This window comes from Janthinobacterium sp. NKUCC06_STL (assembly GCF_019345455.1).
GTDB lineage: Bacteria > Pseudomonadota > Gammaproteobacteria > Burkholderiales > Burkholderiaceae_D > Janthinobacterium > Janthinobacterium rivuli.
In genome coordinates this window covers 266,942-282,464 of sequence record NZ_JAHKQY010000001.1, presented here as the reverse complement: position 1 = coordinate 282,464, position 15,523 = coordinate 266,942, and the positions used below count along the sequence as shown (strand labels likewise).

The window sequence follows — 15,523 nt, the reverse complement described above, 5'->3', positions numbered from 1 at the left end:
GAAACAACAATGAATCTTCAGTTATTGCAAACCCGTTTAGGCTATACGTTCCAGGATGCTGGCCTGTTGCAGCAAGCCTTGACGCATCGTAGCCACAGCAGTTTGCATAACGAGCGGCTGGAATTTCTCGGCGACTCCATCCTCAACTGCGTGGTCGCGTCCATCCTGTACGAACGCTTCAAGTCCATCGACGAGGGCGATTTGTCGCGCCTGCGCGCCAATCTGGTGAAACAGCAGTCGCTGTATGAAATCGCGCAAAAGCTGGAATTGTCGCAATTTTTGCGCCTGGGCGAAGGCGAACTGAAATCGGGCGGTTTCCGCCGTCCATCGATCCTTGCCGACACCCTGGAAGCCTTGCTGGGCGCGATTTTCCTCGACACGGGTTTTGACGCCGCCAGCACGGTGATCCGCGCCTTCTACATCCCCATCCTCGACTCGGTCGACCCGCAAACCCTGGGCAAGGATGCCAAGACCCTGCTGCAGGAGTTTTTGCAAAGCAAGAAAATTTCGCTGCCACAGTACAACGTGGTGGCCACCCACGGCGCCGCCCACAGCCAGGAATTCGAGATCGAATGCCTGGTGCCGAAATTGAACATCCAGGTCTACGGTCGTGGCGGAAGCCGCCGCGCCGGTGAGCAAGCCGCCGCCAAACTGGCGCTGGACGTGGCCGAGCAGGCGTTGTTGAAGTCGCCTGCCGCCAGCCGCAAGCCGAAACCGCGCGCCGCCCAGCTCAAGCTGGCCGGCATTGCCACCATCCAGAGCGACGACGCGCAAGCCCCGGCTGCCCCGGCGATCGCCGCTCACACTAAACAGAATCGACACTAGCATGACAGCCACCAAAATGCCCGACAACTTCCGCTGCGGCTATATCGCCATCGTGGGCCGCCCGAACGTGGGCAAATCGACCCTGATGAACGTGCTGATCGGCGCGAAGGTCAGCATCACTTCGCGCAAGGCGCAAACCACGCGCCACCGCATCACGGGCATCCAGACGGTGCCGGACGCGCAATTCATCTACGTCGACACGCCTGGCTTCCAGACGCGCCACTCGAACGCGCTGAACAAGACGCTAAACAAGACCGTGACGAACACCCTGATTTCCTCGGACGTGATTTTGTATGTGATCGAGGCGGGCACGTTCGGCCCGGCCGACCAGCAAGTGATGGATCTGCTGCCGAAGGAAGTGCCATGCATCCTCGTCATCAACAAATCCGACCGTGTGAAAGACAAGGCCGTGCTGCTGCCGTTCGCGCAAAAGATCGCCGCCATGCGCGACTTCGCCGCCATCGTGCCCGTCTCCGCCAAGCTGCATTTCCAGCTGGAAGGCTTGCAGAACGAAATCAAGCGCTTCTTGCCGGAAAACCAGCCGATCTTCGGACCGGACGACATCACCGACCGCAGCGAAAAATTCCTCGCCTCGGAAATCGTGCGCGAAAAACTGTTCCGCTTTGTCGGCGACGAACTGCCGTATACGAGCACCGTGCTGATCGAGAAATTCGAGCAGGAAGGCGATCTGCGCCGCGTGTTTGCCGCCATCCTGGTCGAGCGCGATACTCATAAATCCATGATCATCGGTAACAAGGGCGCACGCCTGAAGGAAGTCTCCACCCAGGCCCGCCTGGATATGGAGAAGCTGTTCGGCGGCCCCGTGTACCTGGAAATCTGGGTCAAGGTCAAGTCGGGCTGGGCCGACAACGAGGCGGGCTTGCGCGCCTACGGCTACGAGTAATCCGCAACCCGGGGGCGACGCCACACGCATGAGCACCACCACGCCAGCGCTGCACCATCCTGCGCCAGCCTCTATCGTTGTCCCCGCGCCGGCGGCCATTGCGCCGCCGGCCGCAACTCCCGCATCCGCCGCGCCCCGGCGCAGCCGTCCGCCCGCGCGCGACGGCAAGGTCACGGGCCAGCCAGCCTTCGTGCTGCACAGCTATCCGCATAAAGAAACCAGCCTCATCGTCGACGTGTTTACACGCGAGTACGGCCGCATCGCGCTCGTCGCCAAGGGCGCCAAGCGGCCCCATTCACAGTTGCGCGGCGTGCTGCAGACCTTCCAGCCCCTGCAGGCCGGCTGGACGGGCAAATCCGAACTGCGCATCCTGACGGGCGCCGAGTGGGTGGGTGGCATGTTGCCGCTCGAAAAGACCGCCTTGCTGTGCGGCTTTTATCTGAACGAGTTGCTGGTGAAATTGCTGGCGCGCGACGATCCGCATCCCGTCCTGTTCGACCACTACGTTGCCACCTTGAATCAACTGGCGCACAATGAGCCGCCGCCCATCGTGCTGCGCAAGTTCGAGCGCGCCTTGCTCAAGGAAACGGGCGTGGCGGCGGACTTGACGCGCTGCACGGGCACGCGCCAGGCAGTCGAGGCGGGGCAGGTGTACGTGGTCGACCCGGAACGCGGGCCGCGCCCGGCGCGCGCCAGCGATGCCTGGCCGAAGATCACGGGCAAGACCCTGCTCGACATGGAGCGCGAAGACTATCTTGACGTGGCCACGCAGGCGCAAAGCAAGCTGCTGATGCGCTTTTTGCTGGCCCATCAACTGGGCGGCGCCACCTTGAATACGCGCCAGATACTGATCGATTTAATGCAGCTGTAGCGGCGGTTTGCCGCACGACAGCACTTTATGGATACCATCACTATGAGCTTTTTGCAGCCTTCCGGCCCCGTCATCGACCTGGGCGTCAATATCGACCACGTGGCCACCTTGCGCAATGCGCGCGGCACCGCGTATCCGGACCCGGTCCGCGCGGCCCTGCTGGCCGAGCAGGCCGGCGCCGACGGCATCACCCTGCATCTGCGCGAAGACCGCCGCCACATCAAGGATGCGGACGTCATCGCCATCGCACCGCAGTTGCTCACGCGCATGAACCTGGAAGCAGCCGTCACGGCCGAGATGATCGATTTTGCCTGCCGCATCAAGCCGGCGGACGTCTGCCTGGTGCCGGAAAAGCGCACGGAAGTGACGACCGAAGGGGGCCTGGACGTGGTGCGCTACTTCAAGGAAGTGCAGGCGGCGGTGAAACAATTGCAAGGCGAGGGCATCCGCGTGAGCCTGTTCATCGATGCGGACGAGCAGCAGATCGCCGCCGCCGCCGAGCTCGGCGCGCCCGTGATCGAGCTGCACACGGGCCGCTATGCGGACACCAAGGGCGCCGAGCAGCTGGCGGAGCTGGAGCGCATCAAGGCGGGCGTGCTGTTCGGTGTGGGCCGCGGCTTGAAGGTCAATGCGGGCCACGGCTTGCATTACACCAATGTGCAGGCCATCGCCGCCATTCCCGATATTGCTGAATTGAACATCGGCCACGCCATCGTCGCGCACGCCGTGTTTGTCGGCTGGGAAAACGCCGTGCGCGAAATGAAGGCCATCATGGTGGCTACGCGCCTCGGGCACAGGGCCTGATAACAGATAGCAAGGAGGCAGCATGATCTACGGCATCGGCACCGATATCTGCAAGATACCCCGCATCGAGGCGGCGTTGGCGCTTCATGGCGAGCGTTTCGCCAAAAAAATACTGGGGCCGCAGGAGCTGGAAAAATTCCGCGCCCGCAGCGCCAGGAATGCCGTGCGCGGCGTGCGCTTCCTCGCCACGCGCTTCGCGGCAAAAGAGGCGTTTTCCAAGGCCATCGGCCTGGGCTTGCGCATGCCGATGACCTGGCCCGCCGCGCAGATGCTGAACCACCCCAGCGGCAAGCCGATGATCGTCTGCAGCGGCGTGCTGGCCGAGTTCATGGAAAAGCACAGGCTGAGCGCGCAAGTGACCATCAGCGATGAAGAAGAATATGCGGTCGCGTTCGTGATCGTGGAGCAAGCAGTGTAACAATGAGCCAGCAATGACCGAAGCAAGCCCCGAACCTTCCTTGGCGGAGACGCCGCCCGACCCGCGCGCGCAGGTGCTGGCCACGGTTGCCAAGCTGCCGAACCTGCCCGGCGTGTACCGCTATTTCGACGCCGCCGACAAGGTGCTGTACGTCGGCAAGGCGCGCGATCTGAAAAAGCGCGTCTCCAGCTACTTCCAGAAAAACCTGGCCAGCCCCCGCATCGCCATGATGGTCGAGCGCATCGCGCGCCTGGAAACCACCGTCACGCACAGCGAGGCGGAAGCCCTGATCCTGGAAAACAACCTGATCAAGGCGCTGCAACCGCGCTACAACATCCTGTTCCGCGACGACAAGTCGTATCCGTATCTGAAAATCACCAACGGCGATGCGCCGCGCATGGTGTATTACCGGGGCGCGGTGGACAAGAAAAACCAGTATTTCGGGCCGTTCCCCAGTTCCTGGGCCGTCAAGGAATCGATGCAGATACTGCAAAAGGTGTTTCTCATCCGCACCTGCGAAGACAGCGTCTACGCCAACCGCACGCGGCCCTGCCTGCTGCACCAGATCGGCCGCTGCAGCGCGCCGTGCGTGGATCTGATCAGCAAGGAAGACTATAAAAACGACGTGGAAAACGCGGCGCGCTTCCTGCGCGGGCGCCAGAGCGAAGTGATGGCGGACCTGGAAAAGAAGATGCATGCGTTTGCCGCCGAGCTGAAGTTCGAGCAGGCCGTGGTGGTGCGCAACCAGATCGCCTCGCTGTCGCGCGTGCTGCACCAGCAAAGCATGGAAACGACGGGCGACGCCGACGTCGACATCCTCGCCGTGCTGGTGCAGGGCGGGCGCGCCTGCGTCAATCTGGCCATGGTGCGCGGCGGACGCCACCTGGGCGACCGCGCCTACTTCCCCAGCCAGCTCAGCGATGCGGCGGCGATTGCCGAGGAAGCCATCGAGGTGGAAGTGCTGGCCGCCTTCCTGGCCCAGCACTACACGGAAAAATTCATCCCCGGCACCCTGATCCTGAATATCGAATTCGACCAGCCAGCCCTGATGGTGGCACTGATGGAGCAGTGCGGCCACCGCATCAACCTGATCTTCCAGCCGCAGGGGCAGCGCCGCCAGTGGCTGGAGATGGCGCAGAAGGGCGCCGAGATTTCGCTGGCGCGCTTGTTGTCCGAGCAGGGCTCGCAGCAGTCGCGCACGCGCGCGCTGGCCGAGGCGTTGCGCCTCGAAACGGAAGACCTCGACAGCCTGCGCGTCGAGTGTTTCGACATCAGCCACACGCAGGGCGAGGCGACGCAGGCCTCGTGCGTCGTGTTCCACCACCACGCCATGCAGAACGGCGAATACCGGCGCTACAACATCAACGACATCACCCCCGGCGACGATTACGCGGCCATGCGCCAGGTCCTCATGCGCCGTTATGAAAAGGTGGCGAATGGCGATGGCGTGATGCCCGATGTGGTCTTGATCGACGGCGGCAAGGGGCAGATCGAAATGGCGCGCCAGGTGTTTGCCGAGCTGGGGCTCGATATCAGCCTGATCGTCGGCGTGGCCAAGGGGGAAGGGCGCAAGGTGGGCCTGGAAACCCTGCTGTTCGTCGATGGGCGCGCGGCGCAGGAACTGGGCAAGGAATCGGCGGCCCTGATGCTGATCGCGCAGATTCGCGACGAGGCGCACCGCTTTGCGATTACCGGCATGCGCGCCAAGCGGGCCAAGACGCGCCAGACCTCGCGCCTGGAAGAAATCGAGGGTATCGGCGCCAAGCGCCGCCAGAAACTGCTGTCGCGCTTTGGCGGCTTGCGCGGCGTGGTCGACGCCAGTGTCGAGGACCTGATGTCGGTCGAGGGGATTTCCACGCAACTGGCGGAAGAAATCTACAAGCAGTTGCATTAATGAATAGGGCCTGGTCCGGTGCTGCGGCAACCGGACTAGGCTAATACCCCTGGGCCATGTAGACTAGTGGCGCTTGCTTCACGCTTTCTCATATTCAATTTACCCGTCGGCCGATTGCACCCTTATGCCTTTTAATATTCCCATCCTTTTGACCTGGCTGCGCGTGGCCCTGATACCGCTCGTCGTCGGCGTGTTTTATTTGCCGCCGTCGATGCTGCTGCATGGCGACCAGAACCTGGTTGCCACCCTGGTCTTCATCGTTGCGGCCGTGACCGACTGGTTCGATGGTTTCCTCGCGCGGCGCTGGAACCAGACCTCGGCCTTCGGCGCCTTCCTCGACCCCGTGGCCGACAAGCTGATGGTGGCGGGCGCCTTGCTGGTGCTGGTGCAGCTGGACCGCGTCAATGCCGTGCTGGCCTTCATCATCATCGGCCGTGAAATCACGATTTCCGCGCTGCGCGAATGGATGGCGCAGATCGGCGCATCGAAATCGGTGGCCGTCAGCTCGATCGGCAAGATCAAGACGGCCGCGCAAATGACGGCCATTCCCTTGCTGCTGTACCACGAAGTGATCTTTGGCGCGATCGATACCCACGTGTGGGGCGAGAAGCTGCTGTGGATCGCCTGCGTGCTGACGGTGTGGTCGATGTTCTATTACTTGCGCCTGGCATGGCCGCTCATTAAAGAAAAAGCGGGAAATTTGCACTAAGAATAGGCAGGCGGCTATTTTCGGCGGAATATTTTGCAAAAGACCAGATATTGCCCGTTGACAGCCCCTGTAATCCCTCTATAATGCTGGCCTGTTGTTGATGACGCGGGAGTAGCTCAGTTGGTAGAGCGCAACCTTGCCAAGGTTGAGGTCGAGAGTTCGAGACTCTTCTCCCGCTCCAGTTTTCTGGATCGTGTCATAGGTAAAAACAGCGTATGCAGTAAAAAGTAGTACTGGCGATGTAGTAGAGCTTCTGATACAATGTTGTCCACTGCGGGAGTAGCTCAGTTGGTAGAGCGCAACCTTGCCAAGGTTGAGGTCGAGAGTTCGAGACTCTTCTCCCGCTCCAGTGAATACTGGATCAGCAGTAAAGCAGCACTGGTAAACGGTAGTAAAAAGCAGTAAAATAGCGGTTCGTATGCGGGAGTAGCTCAGTTGGTAGAGCGCAACCTTGCCAAGGTTGAGGTCGAGAGTTCGAGACTCTTCTCCCGCTCCAGCGAAAGCTGAAGCAGTACAGCAAGATGGCAGTAGCAGAAAATAGAAGCTCCAATGCGGGAGTAGCTCAGTTGGTAGAGCGCAACCTTGCCAAGGTTGAGGTCGAGAGTTCGAGACTCTTCTCCCGCTCCAGAATTCTAAAGGGAAGCTAAGCTGGCTTCCTTTTTTTATCCGCCACCATGCGTGGCGCGATTAGGCGGTAACCAAGCTCCAATGCGGGAGTAGCTCAGTTGGTAGAGCGCAACCTTGCCAAGGTTGAGGTCGAGAGTTCGAGACTCTTCTCCCGCTCCAGTTTTCAAGGTGGGCCGCAAGGCGCACCCTAGCAGTTCCTCTGGCGAGGTAGCAAAGAGGTTATGCAGCGGCCTGCAAAGCCGTTTAGACGGGTTCGATTCCCGTCCTCGCCTCCAGATGAAAAAAAATAGCCCACTTTCGAGTGGGCTATTTTTTTGTCCGTGCATTTGCCTGGCTTTTGCTGCAAGCGTTTTCCCAGCGCCGTCTGGACGGCCTGACCACCGTCATCCATGATCGAATTTTGGCACAATATTTACGCCCACAAATTTGGTGGCGTTGTCGCTCGAACCGGGCGTCTCGGTCGCTCGCATCATGCTTGAGCTGGGCCAAGTCCGCGTGCGCATCGAAGGCCAGTCCGACGCGACCGCGCTGGCGCAGGTGCTCGATCGAGTGCTGCGATGACCGGCCGGCCGGAATCCACATCGTCAGGTGCCGCTTTTGGTCTGACATGAGTTCGGTATAGCCGTAGCAGACAGCGTCCTCGGCGAAGTCGGGCGGTACGAGGGGATATCTGCCTTTGTCTCCGGAAAATCAGACCGGGTGAAACTCTTGCCGCCGAAGTGAAGAATTACGCCACCCAACAGGCTGCACTGGGCTGTTTCTGCCTCATCGTGACAAATATGAACTTCGCACCCGGCATATCGAGCATAGTCTTTAGTGATCCTTGGTAGGACGTGGTGCGTCCCCATGAACTTGTCGCTGCATCAAAACTTTAGCCGCCGCGAGCGCATCGTTCACCTTTACCGCTACATCCGGAGTGACGCCCGTGCCCTCCCAGTTTGTATGGGTCATTGAGTTGATCGGGCGCTTGCTTGGGATAAAGATAGCAAAATGCTCGCTGAGACGATATGGCCGCGAAGCGTTGGCGCCACCCCAGGTGCGTTCCCCGATCACCTTGGCGCGTTTCAGCGCCTGCATTTGGTACGCGAATGATTCGGCGGCGGACTTCGTATCGGGGCCTGCCAAGATGAAGACCGGTTTCTTGCCCCCATAGCGTTTGCCGTCGAGCTTATCCTGCGTCCAATACTGCGTGGTGATACCGGTCGCACGTTCCCAGATGTCGTTGAGGCGGGTGCGCCCGTCAACAAGATAGCTGATCAGTAGCGCCACTGAGTCTTCCCCGCCACCGCCGTTGTTGCGCAGATCGATGATGAGGCCATCGGTGTTAGCGACTTTATTCATCGCTGCGGCGAACTTGTCGGATACGAGGAAAACCGGTCCGAATGAGGAAATCTCCAGGTAGCCGATATTGGGACTAAGGTGATCCACCTTTTCCACGCCAAGGTTTGATGCAAGAACCCTTTCAAGCACGGCAGGCGGCACTTGTTTTTCCCATTCCGCCCGCGTCTGTGGTGGCGGCATTGCATCATCGGGCGGCACCGGATGGGCACTGACATCGATGAACACATGCTTGTCGTGGATAACGCCATCAATGTCATCGAACAGCTGTTTGGCGAGTTGTTGACCGTCCGTGACCCTATCGTACTTGCCCTCGCGCTGATGCTGGCGCAAGACAAGCTCGACTTGTTTGGCTTTGTCTGGAAAAACGTAGTGGGCATTGAGCTTGGCAATCAGCGTATCGATGACCTCCAACCGGACTTCCCGATTGACCTCCACTGTCGGCGCCATCGGGGGTGTGGCTGCGATTGCCCCTGTCACGGTCAGCAATAACAAAGCCAGGGAGACTATCCATTTATTTTTCATTATTGTCCTTTTTTAATATATTTAAATGATTTACTGCGAACTGAACCAACAAATCCGCCGTCGTCACGCAGGCGGCCAATCGGCAGGGAGGCTTTAACATCCCTGCTACATCTGGCGGAACTGCTTGGCAAATCCCTCACTAACGGTCAAGCGCTCGGTCCGGCCTTTCAGGATGACCTCCAGCCCAGGGCCGCTGCGCACCCCGGATTCAATGCGCTCAATCCGGTCAATGGCTTGCAGATTGACGACGGCACTGCGGTGGATTTGCGTGAACAACTGCGGATCCAGTTGATCGAGCAGGGACTTGAGAGGCAAGCGAATCAGCGAATCGCCGTTGTCCGTCACCACCCGCGTGTACTTTTCGTTCGACTGGAAGTACAGCACTTCGCTCACCATCACCAGCCGCACCGAATTGCCGCTTGAGGCCTTGATCCACTTGAGGTACACCGGTACGCTCTCCTGTTCAAAGAGCTGTTCCCACACGGCCGGCGGCGGGCTTGCGGCCGTGCGCGACTTCAGGCGACGGATCGTCTGCAGCAGGCGTGAGGTCGTCACCGGCTTGACCAGATAGTCGGACGCGCCGGCATCGAAAGCGGCCAAGGCATAGTCCGCATACGCTGTAACGAACACTACCTGGCACGACTCGGGAATATGGCGCGCCACCTCCATGCCGTTCAGGCCGGGCATCTGTATGTCCAGGAATACGATGTCCGGTTTCAGCATGTCGATGCTTGCCACCGCGTCGATGCCGTTTTCGACCTGGCCGGCGATTTGCAGTTCGGGCCACAAGGCATGCAGCTGGTCCACCAGCTCCGCCCTTAGCAGAGGCTCGTCCTCGACGATCAGAGCGCTTGGCATCAGGCGTGGCTCCCGACAATAGGCACCGTCAACACTGCGCATACGCCTTGTCCGTCGCCTGGCTCCACAAAAAGGCTAGCCTTCCGCCCATATAGCAGCAGCAAGCGTTCTGTAATATTCGCCAATCCCGTTCCTTGCCCGGCTTGTTCGGTCAAGCCGACCCCGTCGTCGACAACAGACACGCTCAGCAGCCCGTCCGTGCTGTCGCTTTCTTGCCTTGCGCTGATGGTAATCAGGCCCGGTCGGCTGGCCCGCTCCAAACCGTGTTTGACGGCGTTCTCCACAAGCGAGATCAGCATCGCCGGCGGGAATGGCAGGCTGCGCAATTCCTCGGCCACTTCGACAGCGTAGCGCAGGCGCGTGCCCATGCGGATGCGCATCACCGCCAGGTAGTCGCTAACAAGATCCATTTCTCGTCCCAGGGTCGAGGACACCGAGCGCATATCGGGCATCGCGTTTTGCAGGTAGCCGACCAGATGGTCGAGCATCTCTTGCGCGGCCATCTGGTCGGTGCGGATCAGATACTTGAGATTTGCCAGGGTATTGAACAGGAAGTGCGGCTCTACCTGGGCCTGCAAGGCTGAAAGGCGTGCCTGCAGAGAGGTGCGTTCCAGCTCGCGCTCACGCCGAGCCGCATTTAGCGCGCTTGTATGGCGCGCGAGGTGCTGTTGCAGTTGGGTAGACACCATCTCGGCAGTCTTTAGCGACTCACCCTGCTGGATCGCGAACCAGGCCAGGCCCGGTCGACAGCGCAGCTCAATGTGGCAGCTGGGGCCCAAATCGGACGATATTCTCACCTCGACATGGCGCCCCAGCGCCAACGGGCGCCAGCGACCCAGCACGATCCGGCCCTTGAATGGGTCGTGAAAAAACGCAGGCGGACCGAAGTAGCCAAGTGCCGTGCCGAGCGCCAGCCCTGACAGGGACTCGGTGCACAGGTCAAAGGTGGTGTAGGGATTGAACGGCGCATGGATGTGACGCGTAACCAAGGAAGCCATCGCTTCGACACTCAGCGCCTTGCCCTCTTCGCCCAGCCGCGCCAGAAAGCCGCGTGCGATCCCATTCGACATCAGCGCGAGCCAGACCATCACCGCCGCTACAACACCGCTGACAATGTACGGAGTCAGCTTGCGGGTCTCCATTTCGCCCGGCGCGGCCGGGGCGTGGTTCAGCCAGAGCGGCAGCAGCGCGATCGCCAGCGACAGGAACAAGAGTGAACCGGCGTTTAAGCGCAGCGCCGACTGCAGCAAGTAGCGGCGCACAAGGTGGCGGTCGTGCTTGACTTCCGATACGGGAGGCGCGTTGAATGGCAAAAATGGGGGAGATCTCATCAAATTCCTTGTGTTTAACTCGCCCGCCATTCTAGCGGCACGGATGCCCGTGTCTTCTCCCATGCGACGAATGCCTGCAAATCGCGGAGGAAGCCGGCGCTGGCGGGATGGACGCCGACTGGCCGTACCGGTCAGCGAATAGATGGCGGCGGCACGGTCAGCGTCCGCAAACGCATAGTTGTGGCGGCCAATAGCAACGCCACGCAGGGCACGCTCGGCGGCGGAGTTGTCGATGTCGATAGTGCCATCATCGCAGTAGCGTGTCAGTGCCGGCCATAGCTTGAGCGAGTACAGGATGGTTGCCGGGGTTCCAGGTCCACGCCCTCGCGTGCATGGATCACGCTCTGGCGGTAGAGCGGCAAGTGGTCGGCGAATTTCTCCACCAGGACATGTGCCAGCAAACCGGTGCAGGGCCGACGCTTACCTTTTGCCGGCTGCGCATCTTGTATAATGCCGGCAAGCTCAGCTGCGCCGCCTGGCGCCTTATGAAACTTCCCCTTTCCGCCATACCCATGTAGTCACTGACGACTTTCCTGCTCCGTTCGACCTCAGCGCAGCTTTTCTGTGACGCCCGCTGGCATGGCTGCGCCTGATGATTGCCCATCAGGCCGGCATTTTCCTGTTCCGACTTTGGATACGACTCGATGATCAACGCAACTTTTCGGGATGAGTGGTTCTCGAACATACAAAAAAACGTCCTGGCCGGCCTGACCACCTCGTTTGCCCTGGTGCCTGAATGCATCGCCTTCGCTCTGGTGGCGCAATTGAATCCCCTGATGGGCCTGTACGGCGCCTTCATCATTTGCGCCTTCACGGCCATCTTTGGCGGGCGCCCCGGCATGATTTCGGGCGCCGCCGGTTCCATGGCCGTCGTCATCGTGGCGCTGGTGGCCCAGCATGGCGTGCAGTACCTGCTGGCGACGGTGGTGCTGAGCGGCATCATCATGGCGCTGTTCGGCATCTTGCGCCTTGGAAAATTGATCCGCATGGTGCCCTATCCGGTGATGCTGGGCTTTGTGAATGGCCTGGCCATCGTCATCGCCATGGCCCAGCTGGAACATTTTCGGCAAGCCACGCCGCAAGGCGAAACCTGGCTGCAAGGCACGCCCTTGCTCGTGATGGCTGGGCTGGTGCTGCTCACCATGGCCATCGTGTACGTGCTGCCGCGCCTGACAAAAGCCTTGCCGCCCGCGCTGGTGGCCATCCTGGGAGTGGGCGTGCTCAGCCATTTCCTGCACCTGCCCACGCGCACCCTGGGCGACCTCGCGCATATCGCCGGCGGCTTGCCGGCCCTGCATTGGCCCGCCGTGCCGCTGGACATGGCCACCTTGCACATCATCTTCCCGTATGCGGCGCTGATGGCCATGGTGGGCTTGCTGGAAACTTTGCTTACTTTTAATCTCACCGATGAGATGACTGAAACGCGGGGCCAGCCTAACCGCGAATGCATCGCCCTGGGCGCGTCGAACGTCGTTTCTGGCCTGTTTGGCGGCATGGGCGGCTGCGCCATGATCGGGCAGACGATGATCAACCTGAGCTCGGGCGGGCGTTCGCGCCTGTCGGGCGTGACGGCCGGCGTGATGATTTTATTGTTCATCCTGTTTCTGTCGCCGCTGATCGAACGCATCCCGCTGGCCGCTCTGGTCGGCGTGATGTTCGTCGTTGCGCAACAGACGTTTGCCTGGGGTTCCTTGCGCGTGCTGGGCAAGGTGCCCTTGCACGATGCGCTGGTGATCGTCGCCGTGACGGTGATCACGGTGTTCACGGATCTGGCGCTGGCCGTGCTGTGCGGCATCGTCATCGCCGCCCTGAATTTTGCCTGGCAGCATGCACGCGACATGCGTGCCGATATCGATGACGCCAGCGCGGGCCTGCGCGTCTACCTGCCGCACGGCACCCTGTTTTTTGCTTCCACCACGCACTTCCTGGAACTGTTCCAGACAGCGGCCGACCCGGCCCGCGTCATCCTCGATTGCCGGCACCTGCACATGGCCGATCACTCGGCCATCGCCGCCATCGAATCCCTGTACGAACGCTATGACAAGGCCGGCAAGCACCTGCAAGTGACGCATCTGTCCGCCCGCAACCAGGCCTTGCTGCAGCGGGCCGGAGTTGATGTGGGCGTGGCGTAAAATAGGACATTGTTGAAAGTCTGTGGAGTGTGAATGCTGTCGAACGAACAAGAAAAATTACTGCAACAAAGCCAGGCGGATTTCGATGCCTACTATGACGCGCTGGGCGCCTCGCTGGTGAATTTCGTCGAGCGCCTGGGCATTCAGCCGGCGCACGAAGTGCTGACCAACGCGGCCGAATACCTGCCGTACATCGATGCTGCCATGCGCACCATCGTCATCCGCGACGAGAGCTGGCAGTGGGTGAAAACCATGCTGGGCTACTTTATCGGCGAATACTTCGTGCAGGGCCATGCGGGCTGCTGGTATGTGGAAACGCGGGCGGAATCGCCGCATTTTTGCCGCATCATGGTGGGCGGCTTCGAGCATGGCTTGCCGCTGGACGCGGCCATCGATCCGGAACAACTGGCGCTCGATTTCCTGGCGCAAGCGGTGCCGCGCGAGCTGGCCACCCTGGTTGCGGATGCGCAAGCGCGCCTGAGCTGAATGGCTGTCGATATGGATGCTCGATGAAATGGATACCCTGTCTGAGACTTGCGCGCTGGTGCATGCCAGCCATTGCCTTTCTGTTCGTCGCTGCGGCGCCGCCGGCTTTTTCGCAGGATGGCCGCCACACCGCGTTTGAAACGGATCACGCCTTCGATGCCGGCTCGCGCATCGCGCTCGATGCCGTGACGCCGGCGCAAGTCGACAACCTCGCCGTGCTTGGCAAGGTATGGGGTTTCCTGAAATACCATCACCCCTTGATCACCGCAGGCGGGCGGCAGTGGGACTACGAACTCCTGCGTGTCATGCCGAAAATGCTGGACGCGCCCGACAGGGCGGCGGGCGATGCCGTGCTGCGGGACTGGATCGCCGGTCTGGGGCCGCTTGCCGGCTGCGACCCTTGTGCCGTCCCGGCACAGGGTGAGCTGCATCTGCGTCCCGCCCTGCAATGGCTCGATGATGCGAACTTGCTGGGTGCGGGCTTGCGCGCCGATCTGCGGCACATTTATCTGCACCGGCCGGCGTCGGCCAGCCAGTTTTATCTGCGCATGCAGGAGCAGGTGGGCAATCCCGTTTTCGAACATGAACCAGCCTATCCGGACCTGGTGCTGCCCGATGCCGGCTTCCAATTGCTGGCCTTGTTTCGCTTCTGGAATATCATCGAATACTGGGCACCCTACCGCGATCTGACAGGGGAAAACTGGGATGACGTTTTGCGCCAGTCGCTGCCGCGCATCGCGCTGGCCAGGGACCGCGCCAGCTATCAGCTGGAAATGATGGCGGTGATCGCGCGCCTGCACGATACCCATACTAATCTGTGGAGTTCGATGCACGTGCGTCCGCCCGTGGGGCAATGCCGGCTGCCAGTCAAGATTCGCTTCATCGGCACGAGCGCGGTGGTGGTGGGTTACCGGGAAGCCGAAGCCGGGGCGGCGACGCGCTTGCAGGTTGGCGATGTCATTGACAGCGTCGATGGCGTGCCGGTGGCGCAACTGGTCGCCACCTGGCGGCCCCACTATGCGGCATCGAATGAGGCGGCGCGCTTGCGCGACATGGCGGGCAGGCTGACGGCTGGCGCCTGCGGTGCAATCCGGCTGCAGGTGCGCCGCGGCCAGGAGGATGTGGAATTGACGGCGCAGCGCGTGCCAGCCGGGCGGCAAGCGGGCCAGGACACGCATGACAGGGAAGGGGAAACGTTCCAGCGCCTGGGCGACGATATCGCCTACCTCAAGCTGTCGAGCCTCAAGCGGGCCGACGTGGCGGCGCATATGGCAGCGGCGGCAGGCAGCCGCGGCCTGATTATCGATCTACGCAACTACCCGCGCGAGTTTGTCGTCTTTGCCCTGGGTGCTTACCTGGTCGAGCGGCCCACGGCGTTTGCCCGCTTTACCAAAGGCGACCTTGGCAACCCCGGCGCCTTCCACTGGACCCAGCCTGTGGCCTTGTACCCGCAAGCGTCGCGCTATGCGGGCAAGGTCATGCTGCTGGTCGATGAAGTGAGCCAGAGCCAGGCCGAATACACGGCCATGGCCTTGCGCGTGGCGCCGCGCGCGAAGGTGGTCGGCAGCACCACGGCTGGCGCGGATGGCAATATCTCGACGTTTTCGCTGCCCGGCGGCTTGAGTACCCTGATCAGCGGCATCGGCGTGTTTTATCCGGACCGGCGCCCCACGCAGCGCGTGGGGATTATCCCCGATATCGAGGTCAGGCCCACGCTTGCCGGCATACGGGCCGGGCGCGACGAGGTGCTGGAGGCAGCCATTGCCGAGATACGCCGGCAATAGCTGTTCTTGCTGTTGAC

Annotated in this window: 13 protein-coding genes, 6 tRNA genes and 2 pseudogenes; 16 read left to right on the top strand and 5 right to left on the bottom strand. The window is 61.1% G+C overall.

The window, feature by feature from the left end; translation table 11 throughout:
* Nucleotides 1-9: 9 nt before the first annotated feature.
* From rnc to KO539_RS01255, 13 genes are all read left to right on the top strand, one after another.
* Nucleotides 10-825, top strand: a complete 816-nt coding sequence (gene rnc / locus KO539_RS01315; protein WP_034749615.1) for a ribonuclease III — start codon at nucleotides 10-12, stop codon at nucleotides 823-825.
* A gap of 1 nt (nucleotide 826) precedes the next feature.
* On the top strand, nucleotides 827-1,729 hold the full coding sequence (gene era / locus KO539_RS01310) for a GTPase Era (protein WP_034749612.1): 903 nt from the start codon (nucleotides 827-829) through the stop codon (nucleotides 1,727-1,729).
* 28 nt (nucleotides 1,730-1,757) lie between these two features.
* Nucleotides 1,758-2,600: a DNA repair protein RecO gene (gene recO, locus KO539_RS01305; RefSeq protein WP_219306986.1), complete on the top strand. Its 843-nt coding sequence runs from the start codon at nucleotides 1,758-1,760 to the stop codon at nucleotides 2,598-2,600.
* Between the two features lie 42 nt (nucleotides 2,601-2,642).
* A complete protein-coding gene (gene pdxJ, locus KO539_RS01300; RefSeq protein WP_219308533.1) occupies nucleotides 2,643-3,404 on the top strand; it encodes a pyridoxine 5'-phosphate synthase in 762 nt (253 codons plus the stop codon).
* A 22-nt stretch (nucleotides 3,405-3,426) separates the two neighbouring features.
* Nucleotides 3,427-3,822: a holo-ACP synthase gene (gene acpS / locus KO539_RS01295; protein ID WP_219306985.1), complete on the top strand. Its 396-nt coding sequence runs from the start codon at nucleotides 3,427-3,429 to the stop codon at nucleotides 3,820-3,822.
* A 13-nt stretch (nucleotides 3,823-3,835) separates the two neighbouring features.
* The gene (uvrC, locus tag KO539_RS01290; RefSeq protein ID WP_219306984.1) at nucleotides 3,836-5,716 is read left to right on the top strand and encodes an excinuclease ABC subunit UvrC; all 1,881 of its coding nucleotides are present in this window, start codon (nucleotides 3,836-3,838) and stop codon (nucleotides 5,714-5,716) included.
* A 124-nt stretch (nucleotides 5,717-5,840) separates the two neighbouring features.
* On the top strand, nucleotides 5,841-6,425 hold the full coding sequence (gene pgsA / locus KO539_RS01285) for a CDP-diacylglycerol--glycerol-3-phosphate 3-phosphatidyltransferase (protein ID WP_034749601.1): 585 nt from the start codon (nucleotides 5,841-5,843) through the stop codon (nucleotides 6,423-6,425).
* Nucleotides 6,426-6,530: 105 nt separating this feature from the next.
* Nucleotides 6,531-6,606: transfer RNA gene (locus KO539_RS01280), tRNA-Gly, on the top strand.
* Between the two features lie 92 nt (nucleotides 6,607-6,698).
* A tRNA-Gly gene (locus tag KO539_RS01275) sits at nucleotides 6,699-6,774 on the top strand.
* A gap of 71 nt (nucleotides 6,775-6,845) precedes the next feature.
* Nucleotides 6,846-6,921 (top strand) — tRNA-Gly (locus tag KO539_RS01270).
* 55 nt (nucleotides 6,922-6,976) lie between these two features.
* Nucleotides 6,977-7,052 (top strand) — tRNA-Gly (locus tag KO539_RS01265).
* Nucleotides 7,053-7,135: 83 nt separating this feature from the next.
* Nucleotides 7,136-7,211, top strand: a tRNA-Gly gene (locus tag KO539_RS01260).
* A gap of 42 nt (nucleotides 7,212-7,253) precedes the next feature.
* Nucleotides 7,254-7,327 (top strand) — tRNA-Cys (locus KO539_RS01255).
* A 538-nt stretch (nucleotides 7,328-7,865) separates the two neighbouring features.
* Here KO539_RS01255 and KO539_RS01250 read toward each other — a convergent pair.
* From KO539_RS01250 to KO539_RS30680, 5 genes and pseudogenes are all read right to left on the bottom strand, one after another.
* Entirely contained in the window at nucleotides 7,866-8,915 is a 1,050-nt protein-coding gene (locus tag KO539_RS01250; RefSeq protein WP_219306983.1) for a S41 family peptidase, read from the bottom strand.
* 105 nt (nucleotides 8,916-9,020) lie between these two features.
* On the bottom strand, nucleotides 9,021-9,815 hold the full coding sequence (locus tag KO539_RS01245; RefSeq protein ID WP_257626077.1) for a LytTR family DNA-binding domain-containing protein: 795 nt from the start codon (nucleotides 9,813-9,815) through the stop codon (nucleotides 9,021-9,023).
* Nucleotides 9,773-11,104: a sensor histidine kinase gene (locus tag KO539_RS01240; RefSeq protein ID WP_219306982.1), complete on the bottom strand. Its 1,332-nt coding sequence runs from the start codon at nucleotides 11,102-11,104 to the stop codon at nucleotides 9,773-9,775. Before KO539_RS01240 ends, KO539_RS01245 begins: the two co-directional genes overlap by 43 nt.
* A 120-nt stretch (nucleotides 11,105-11,224) precedes the next feature.
* Nucleotides 11,225-11,413: pseudogene (locus tag KO539_RS30080) on the bottom strand (transposase); the annotation flags it as partial.
* A pseudogene (locus tag KO539_RS30680) lies at nucleotides 11,413-11,508 on the bottom strand (transposase); the annotation flags it as partial. The pseudogenes KO539_RS30080 and KO539_RS30680, both read right to left, overlap by 1 nt.
* Nucleotides 11,509-11,748: 240 nt before the next feature.
* Here KO539_RS30680 and KO539_RS01225 point away from each other — a divergent pair.
* The 3 genes from KO539_RS01225 (at nucleotide 11,749) to KO539_RS01215 (ending at nucleotide 15,506) form a co-directional block, all read left to right on the top strand.
* Nucleotides 11,749-13,236 carry a SulP family inorganic anion transporter gene (locus KO539_RS01225; RefSeq protein WP_219306980.1) on the top strand — a complete coding sequence of 496 codons (1,488 nt, stop codon included), beginning with the start codon at nucleotides 11,749-11,751 and terminating at the stop codon, nucleotides 13,234-13,236.
* A 33-nt stretch (nucleotides 13,237-13,269) separates the two neighbouring features.
* Nucleotides 13,270-13,722: a hypothetical protein gene (locus tag KO539_RS01220; RefSeq protein WP_099400498.1), complete on the top strand. Its 453-nt coding sequence runs from the start codon at nucleotides 13,270-13,272 to the stop codon at nucleotides 13,720-13,722.
* 62 nt (nucleotides 13,723-13,784) lie between these two features.
* Nucleotides 13,785-15,506, top strand: coding sequence for a S41 family peptidase (locus KO539_RS01215; protein ID WP_219306979.1), 1,722 nt, complete (start codon nucleotides 13,785-13,787; stop codon nucleotides 15,504-15,506).
* The last annotated feature ends 17 nt before the right edge of the window (nucleotides 15,507-15,523 follow it).